Here is a 6,928-nt window from a genome sequence, read left to right as displayed (position 1 = left end):
TGTTGGTTGTTGGTTGTTGGTTGTTGGTTGTTGGTTGTTGGTTGTTGGTTGTTGGTTGTTGGTTGTTGGTTGTTGGTTGTTGGTTGTTGGTTGTTATAAAAATCAAAAGATTTTTATAACAACCATGTTGAATTTAAAATCCGTAACATAAAAAACGATTGCAAATAATATTAAAAATCAACCACATTTCAACTTCATACTTTGTACTTAATACCTAATACTTAATACTTAATACTTTTCAATTAAAAAACCCTACTCAATCTTCACAATCAACTTACCCATCACTTTTCTATTCGTCATTTCTTCCAATGCTTTTGATGTGTCTTCCAAATTATAAATGGCGTGAATATGTGGTTTCAATTTCCCCTGTGCATGCCATTTCATTAAGGTCATTGTATTTTCCATATTTGCTCTAGAATCTTTCATTGCGAAAGCTCCCCAAAAAACACCAACAATAGAAGCTTCTTTTAATAGTGGAAGGTTCAATGGTATTGTCGGGATATCACCAGCGGCAAATCCAACAACCAAATACCTACCGTTTCTGGCCATACCACGAAATGCCGCTTCTGAATATGCACCACCTACCGGATCATATATTACATCTACACCTTTGCCTTCTGTCAGAACTTTAATTGATTCCTTTAAATCTTGCTTAGTGTAATTTATAGTTTCATCAGCTCCATATTCTTGGCATAAAGAAAGCTTTTCATCTGTTGACGCTGCTGCAATAACTTTTGCTCCCATTAGCTTACCTAACTCAACAGCTGCCAACCCAACGCCACCAGATGCCCCTAATACTAAAAGAGTTTCCCCTTCTGCCAATACACCTCTATCTTTTAACGCATGGTAGGATGTACCGTATGCCATTAAAAATGACGCTGCTGTCGGAAAATCCATTTGTGGCGGTTTTGGAAAACATGCATTCGCAGGTACGATAACTTCTTCAGCCAAACCTCCGTGAGCTATAAAACCAAATACTTCCTGACCCACTTTTAAATGGGATACTCCTTCGCCTAGTTCTTTAACAACTCCTGCTACATCACTACCTGGTGTAAATGGTAATTCTGGTTTAAATTGATACAACCCTTGTATTATAAGGGTATCAGGAAAATTAAGTCCACATGCTTTCACCGTTACTAAAACCTCCTTGGTCTTTGGTATTAAATTATCAACTTCTTCTAATATTAAAGAAGATGGCGGACCGTATTTATTACATCGTATTGCTTTCATTTAATTTGGTTGTTAGTTGATGGTTGACCGTTATTTTTATAAACAAATATATCTTCTAGGCATGGCTATTTTTGTATTTGAATTTTGAATTTGTATTTACTCTTTTACTCCTCTATCACCTTCAAAACCAATTTCCCCATTTTATCTCCAGAGAAAAGTCGGTTGTAGGTCTGTGGGAAATTTTCAATTCCTTCGTAAATATCTTCTCGGCTTTTTATTTTTCCTTGCGCCATCCATATGCCTAATTGTTCAGCTCCTTCTTTATATCTATCTGCCCAATCAAAAACGACGATACCGGTCATGCTCGCTCTATTGACCAAAAGTGATAAATAATTACTCGGCCCTTTTACCGCTTCTTTATTGTTATACTGAGAAATGGCACCACAAATAACAATTCTTGCATGAAGTCTTAATCTACCTAAAACGGCATCTAATATTTCACCGCCTACATTATCAAAATAAACATCTAATCCCTTTGGGCATTCTTCTTTTAAACGTGCTTTGATATCTTCATTTTTGTAGTCGATACAAGCATCAAAACCAAGTTCGTCAACTACATATTTACATTTATCTGCGCCACCAGCTATACCTACCACATGACACCCTTTTATTTTGGCAATTTGACCAACGATACTCCCCACAGCTCCTGCAGCACCAGATACCACAACGATATCTCCTGCTTTAATCTTCCCAACTTCTTGAATTCCGAAAAAAGCAGTCATTCCCGGCATGCCTAAAGAACCTATATATGTGGGTAACGGAGCCAATTTTGGATCTACCGGATAAAATCCTTTTCCGTCTGTTACCGCATATTGTTGAACTCCACCGGTACCAGCAACATATTGTCCTACTTTAAATTTCGGGTTTTTGGAGGCTACTACCTCGCCAACAGAACCTGCTCTCATGACCGAACCAATTTCCATTGGTGCTATATATGATCTTGCATCATTCATCCACCCGCGCATAGCAGGATCTAGTGATACATAATGTTGTTTTACCAAAAATTGACCTTCTTCTATTTCAGGTGTAGGAGTCGTTACTAATGACCATGTTGAAGCGTCAGCTTCCCCTTGTGGTCTTTTTACAAATAATAATTGTTTATTCATCTGTTTGTTTATCTTTTAAATTCCTACTAGAGGAAATCTGTTTAATTTGTGCCTTATATTTTCGATTTCGTAACCCTTACTTTACTTCTTATTGCTGGAAAAACTTTCGACGTAAGCTTTCATTTTGGCTCGAATTTCTGGTTTCCACCAAAGTTCTGATGCTTCTTTCAATGATGTTTCCGCATTTAAGTCTAGTTTATCTAAAAGGTGCTTTCTAAGTTTTGCTTTTGTATTTATAAGAATTTCTTGGTCTGCCCTCATATATATTTTCATCTGCTTTTCAGCACGTTCCAATACATTTTCTAAAGGCACCAACTCATCTACCAGTCCGGCTGCCAGCGCTTCTTTTCCAGATAACAATTTTCCTTCTAGAATAAATCTACTTGCTAAACCATCGCCCATCCAAAATGCGTATGCTTCTGTTAGATTTTGACTTATTTGAATGTTAACGGCTACCTCATTTAAGCCTATAACATATTTGTCTCCTTCTGCCATATACCGATTATCACTTGCCACTGCCAACACACAACCTCCTGCCGGAGAATGACCTGTAATTGCTGAGATGAATGGTTTTTTAAACTGGACTAATTGAAGATATAAAGCACCGAATATTGTGAAAAAATGAGTGATTTGTTCTTTATCATATTGATACAGTTCAATTAAATCTAAGCCCGCAGAAAAATAGTGGGGCTGCCCAGTTAGAATTACGCCATTTACCGCTACATTTTCTTCTAAATCACGAAACGTAGTCGATAATTCATTTACCATTTCGGCATTGATCGCGTTTACTTTACCACGGTTCATTTGAACTATAGCATAATCGCCTTTATATGTTATTTCTAATGTTTTCATATTTTCTTATAATGAAGTTCCACCGTCTAATGTTATCGTCTGACCTGTAATAAATTTAGAATTATCAGAAGCCAACCAGCAGATTGCCTCTGCAATTTCATCTGCTTCACCAAAGCGCCCCATTGGTATAAAGCGTTTAAGTTTAGAGCCCATATCTGGACTTACGGACAATAATTGTTCTAATAGTGCTGAGTGTGTAAACCCGGGACAAACGGCATTCACGCGTATATTTTTTCTGCCATATTCTAAGGCGGCGGACTTCGTCATACCTACCACTGCAAATTTGCTTGCGCTATAAGACAAGTTATTTCCTGATGCTTTCAAACCTGCCAGCGATGCTACATTTACTATATTTCCCTTTCCTTGAGAGAGCATTTGCTTTATAGCCGCTTGCATACAATAAAATACGCCAGTTTGGTTCACGGCAATTACATTATGCCAATCATCATGCGTATGATCTGCCGTTTTTGCTTGGTGCTTTCCACTAATACCCGCATTATTTACCATAACATCAAGACTACCGTATTTTGAAACTGTGCCTGTTATTAAACTTTCAACTTCTTCAAACTTGGTTACATCGGTTTTGACTGCCGATGCCGTGCCACCTGCGCTTTTTATTTCTTCAACTACCTTATTTGCGTTCTCTAGGTTAATATCAGAAACAATAACATTTGCACCATGTGTTCCAAAAAGTTTTGCCGTTGCTGCGCCAATACCACTACCTGCACCTGTTATAATTACAATTTTGTCCTTTAAATTCATTTGTTCCTTTTTAAACTTTTAGTGTTACCAGATTCTTGACTGTGTTGGCTTTGGCAAGAAAGATTGATTAACTATCTAACTACTGCCTGGTTATTTTTTCAATTTATATTCCTGCTATTCAGCTACAATGAATTAACCGAGAATCTTCTAATGCTTGATTTCTTAAATGAGAAGGGTACCCTACGGCTTGTATCATTTCTAAAAAATCTGAAATCGTTTTATATTTTATGAGTAAAATTTTATCCCATAAACCTTCCTCTTCCGGTCCTATTAACATGATGTTTTCTTTTCCCATAAATAGAATTTCTGCCTCTGCATTTATAAAAAAAGGAGTCGCCTTTTTCATATATTCTTTATAAGAATCAGCACCAGACAAGCCTGTTTCCGGAACTAATTCTTTAAATTTCAATAAATTGAGCATCACTACAGAAGTATCTTTGGGCAATTTTACAAATGCCTTAAATTGTTCTTCATTGATTTCTATAAATGCTCCCTTTTTCATACCCTTAAAATAAATTATCAATCTGATTTTTCTGAATAGCTTGCCACGCTGTATTACAGCATAATTCTGACGCCTTATTCAAGTAAGCAAATTTTGGGTCGCTTGTGTGCCCGTGCCTGTACCTATAATATATTTGCTGTGCGATTACCGCTATTTTAAAAAGTCCGTAGGCATAATAAAACGTTAGGTTATCTATATTTCTACCACTCTTCAGTGCATATTGTTGCACAATTTCTGTTCTAGATGGATTACCCTCCATAACCGTTGGCGATTGCAAACCTTGCTTCATAAAATCGGGGTCGGCAGCAGTGGTCCAATAGCCTAAAGAAGTACCTAAATCCATTAAAGGGTCACCTAGCGTGCACATTTCCCAATCTAGAATAGCCTTAATCTCTTTCCACGTATCATTTTTAAAAACGACGTTGTCATACTTAAAATCATTATGTATTAAAGTATGATCGTATTCTTTCGGCTGATTATATTGCATCCATGACATTACCTTTTCAGCGGTTGGTACGTCATCGGTAGCGGCAGCTAAATATTGTTTACCCCAATTGGTAACTTGCCTTTCAACATACCCTACAGGTCTGCCCAAATTTTCTAATCCTGCTGCCTTGTAATCTACATTATGAAATGCTACGAAAGTATCGAGCCAGGTATTTGAAATTGTTTTGAATTCTGAAGGAGAAACCTGTCTAGTTCTTGCTTCTTTTGCCGTTAAAATTTCACCTGAAACTTTACTCATTATATAAAATGGGGCACCAATTACATCGACATCTTCTGTATAGGCAAATGCCGTTGGTGCTTTATCGAATACCTTATTCAAGTTGTGAATCACTTTATATTCCCTTCCCATATCATGACCTCTCTTCGGAGCGGCAAATGGAGGGCGACGTAATACATATTCTTTATCTTCTATATGTAATAGATATGTAAGATTTGAAAAACCATTGGAGAATTGACCAACCTGAAGCTCGCTTTTGGCGTCTATAATAAGGTTATGCTCAAGCAAGAATTTCTTGAGTTTGACATCGTTTAATTCTTCACCTTCTCTGACTGGTTTTAAATTCATCTTTTTTATTATCTATTACTCTTTATTCTCTGTGGTTTACGATTACTCTTAAACCGATTTAACTATTATACACGTAAATTTTAGACAAGCCCGAAATAACATTTAAGTCTCCCTTTTACCTTATACTTAGAGCTAGTTTATTCTTATTCTGTTGTTACTTCGAGTACTGCTTTATAAGATTCTTACCCAATTGGCTCATATGAACCTCATCTGGTCCATCTGCTAATCTGAGCATTCTGGCAGCAGCAAAAAAGTGAGCCAAGGGCACATCGCTACTTACACCCAAGCCGCCTAAAATTTGCATTGCCCTATCTACCACTCTCAGTGTCATGTTAGGCGTTACAATTTTAATCATGGCAATTAAATCTTTGGCTTCTTTGTTGCCTAACTTATCCATTTTATCGGCTGCAGAAAGTACCAAAAGTCTTGTTTGCTCTATCTCACAAGCTGAATTTGCAATATCTTGACGAACACTGCTGTAGGTATCTAAAGTTCTACCAAAAGGTTTACGTTGCGTTGTTCGTTGCGCCATTATTTCTAGCGAGCGTTGCGCCATACCTATCAATCGCATGCAATGATGTATTCTACCAGGACCTAATCTACCCTGGGCAATGGCAAATCCTTGTCCCTCACCTACCAATAAGTTTTCTTTAGGTACGCGAACATTGTCTAAAAGAATTTCTGCATGACCCTCTGGAGAATCATTGTAACCAAAAACCGTTAATGGTCTAATCACTTTTAGACCCGGTGTGTCCATAGGAACCAAAATCATACTTTGCTGCACATGTCTGGGAGCATCAAAATCTGTTTTTCCCATGACAATGGCAATCTTACAATTAGGATCCATTGCGCCAGATGACCACCATTTACGACCATTAATTACGTATTCATCACCATCTGCCACTATAGATGTTTCTATATTGGTAGCATCTGATGAGGCGACGTCAGGTTCCGTCATTAAAAATGCAGAACGAATATCACCATTCATCAATGGTTTTAACCATTTTTCTTGCTGTTCTGGAGTACCATATTTTGATAAAACTTCCATATTACCGGTATCAGGTGCGCTGCAATTAAATACTTCTGATGACCATAACATGCGCCCCATAATCTCTGCCAACGGAGCATATTCCATATTGGACAAACCCGGACTTAAATCACCATACGTTTTTGGAAGGAAAAGATTCCATAAACCTGCATCTTTTGCTTTTTGTTTTAAACCCTCTAAACCTGGCCACTTTGTCCATGCATTTGCTGGATCCTTATGAAATGCCACTACTTCTTTTTCAACAGGAGCTAAATTTTGAGCTACAAATTGCTTAAGCTTTTCTTGAAGTTCTTTGGATTTTTCTGAATATTCGAAATTCATTTTTTCTCGCTTTCGTTGATAGTATTAAGAATGTA

The 6,928-nt window shown here is 37.3% G+C and carries 7 protein-coding genes; all 7 read right to left on the bottom strand.

Features of this window, described 5'->3' with window-relative positions:
* Window positions 1-252: 252 nt before the first annotated feature.
* Window positions 253-1,230, bottom strand: coding sequence for an NADPH:quinone oxidoreductase family protein (locus CLV90_RS19125; protein WP_133689116.1), 978 nt, complete (start codon window positions 1,228-1,230; stop codon window positions 253-255).
* Between the two features lie 104 nt (window positions 1,231-1,334).
* Window positions 1,335-2,336: an NADP-dependent oxidoreductase gene (locus CLV90_RS19120; RefSeq protein WP_133689115.1), complete on the bottom strand. Its 1,002-nt coding sequence runs from the start codon at window positions 2,334-2,336 to the stop codon at window positions 1,335-1,337.
* An 81-nt stretch (window positions 2,337-2,417) separates the two neighbouring features.
* Window positions 2,418-3,188, bottom strand: a complete 771-nt coding sequence (locus CLV90_RS19115) for an enoyl-CoA hydratase/isomerase family protein (protein ID WP_133689114.1) — start codon at window positions 3,186-3,188, stop codon at window positions 2,418-2,420.
* A 6-nt stretch (window positions 3,189-3,194) separates the two neighbouring features.
* Window positions 3,195-3,950, bottom strand: coding sequence for an SDR family NAD(P)-dependent oxidoreductase (locus CLV90_RS19110; protein ID WP_133689113.1), 756 nt, complete (start codon window positions 3,948-3,950; stop codon window positions 3,195-3,197).
* Window positions 3,951-4,068: 118 nt separating this feature from the next.
* Complete coding sequence (locus tag CLV90_RS19105; protein ID WP_133689112.1) at window positions 4,069-4,452, bottom strand: DUF1330 domain-containing protein; 384 nt, start codon at window positions 4,450-4,452, stop codon at window positions 4,069-4,071.
* Window positions 4,453-4,456: 4 nt separating this feature from the next.
* A complete protein-coding gene (locus CLV90_RS19100) occupies window positions 4,457-5,524 on the bottom strand; it encodes a phosphotransferase family protein (RefSeq protein WP_133689111.1) in 1,068 nt (355 codons plus the stop codon).
* A 154-nt stretch (window positions 5,525-5,678) separates the two neighbouring features.
* The gene (locus tag CLV90_RS19095) at window positions 5,679-6,893 is read right to left on the bottom strand and encodes an acyl-CoA dehydrogenase family protein (RefSeq protein ID WP_133689110.1); all 1,215 of its coding nucleotides are present in this window, start codon (window positions 6,891-6,893) and stop codon (window positions 5,679-5,681) included.
* Window positions 6,894-6,928: the final 35 nt, after the last annotated feature.

This window comes from Maribacter spongiicola, assembly GCF_004364165.1.
Lineage (GTDB): Bacteria > Bacteroidota > Bacteroidia > Flavobacteriales > Flavobacteriaceae > Maribacter > Maribacter spongiicola.
Note: the sequence above shows the minus strand (reverse complement) of the source record. Positions and strands in the feature narration are given on the sequence as shown.

What these genes read in the sequence shown, in the direction of transcription:
- CLV90_RS19095 (WP_133689110.1), bottom strand. Translation starts at nt 6,893, where the DNA reads ATGAATTTCGAATATTCAGAAAAATCCAAAGAACTTCAAGAAAAGCTT.
- CLV90_RS19100 (WP_133689111.1), bottom strand. Translation starts at nt 5,524, where the DNA reads ATGAATTTAAAACCAGTCAGAGAAGGTGAAGAATTAAACGATGTCAAA.
- CLV90_RS19115 (WP_133689114.1), bottom strand. Translation starts at nt 3,188, where the DNA reads ATGAAAACATTAGAAATAACATATAAAGGCGATTATGCTATAGTTCAA.
- CLV90_RS19120 (WP_133689115.1), bottom strand. Translation starts at nt 2,336, where the DNA reads ATGAATAAACAATTATTATTTGTAAAAAGACCACAAGGGGAAGCTGAC.
- CLV90_RS19125 (WP_133689116.1), bottom strand. Translation starts at nt 1,230, where the DNA reads ATGAAAGCAATACGATGTAATAAATACGGTCCGCCATCTTCTTTAATA.
- CLV90_RS19105 (WP_133689112.1), bottom strand. Translation starts at nt 4,452, where the DNA reads ATGAAAAAGGGAGCATTTATAGAAATCAATGAAGAACAATTTAAGGCA.
- CLV90_RS19110 (WP_133689113.1), bottom strand. Translation starts at nt 3,950, where the DNA reads ATGAATTTAAAGGACAAAATTGTAATTATAACAGGTGCAGGTAGTGGT.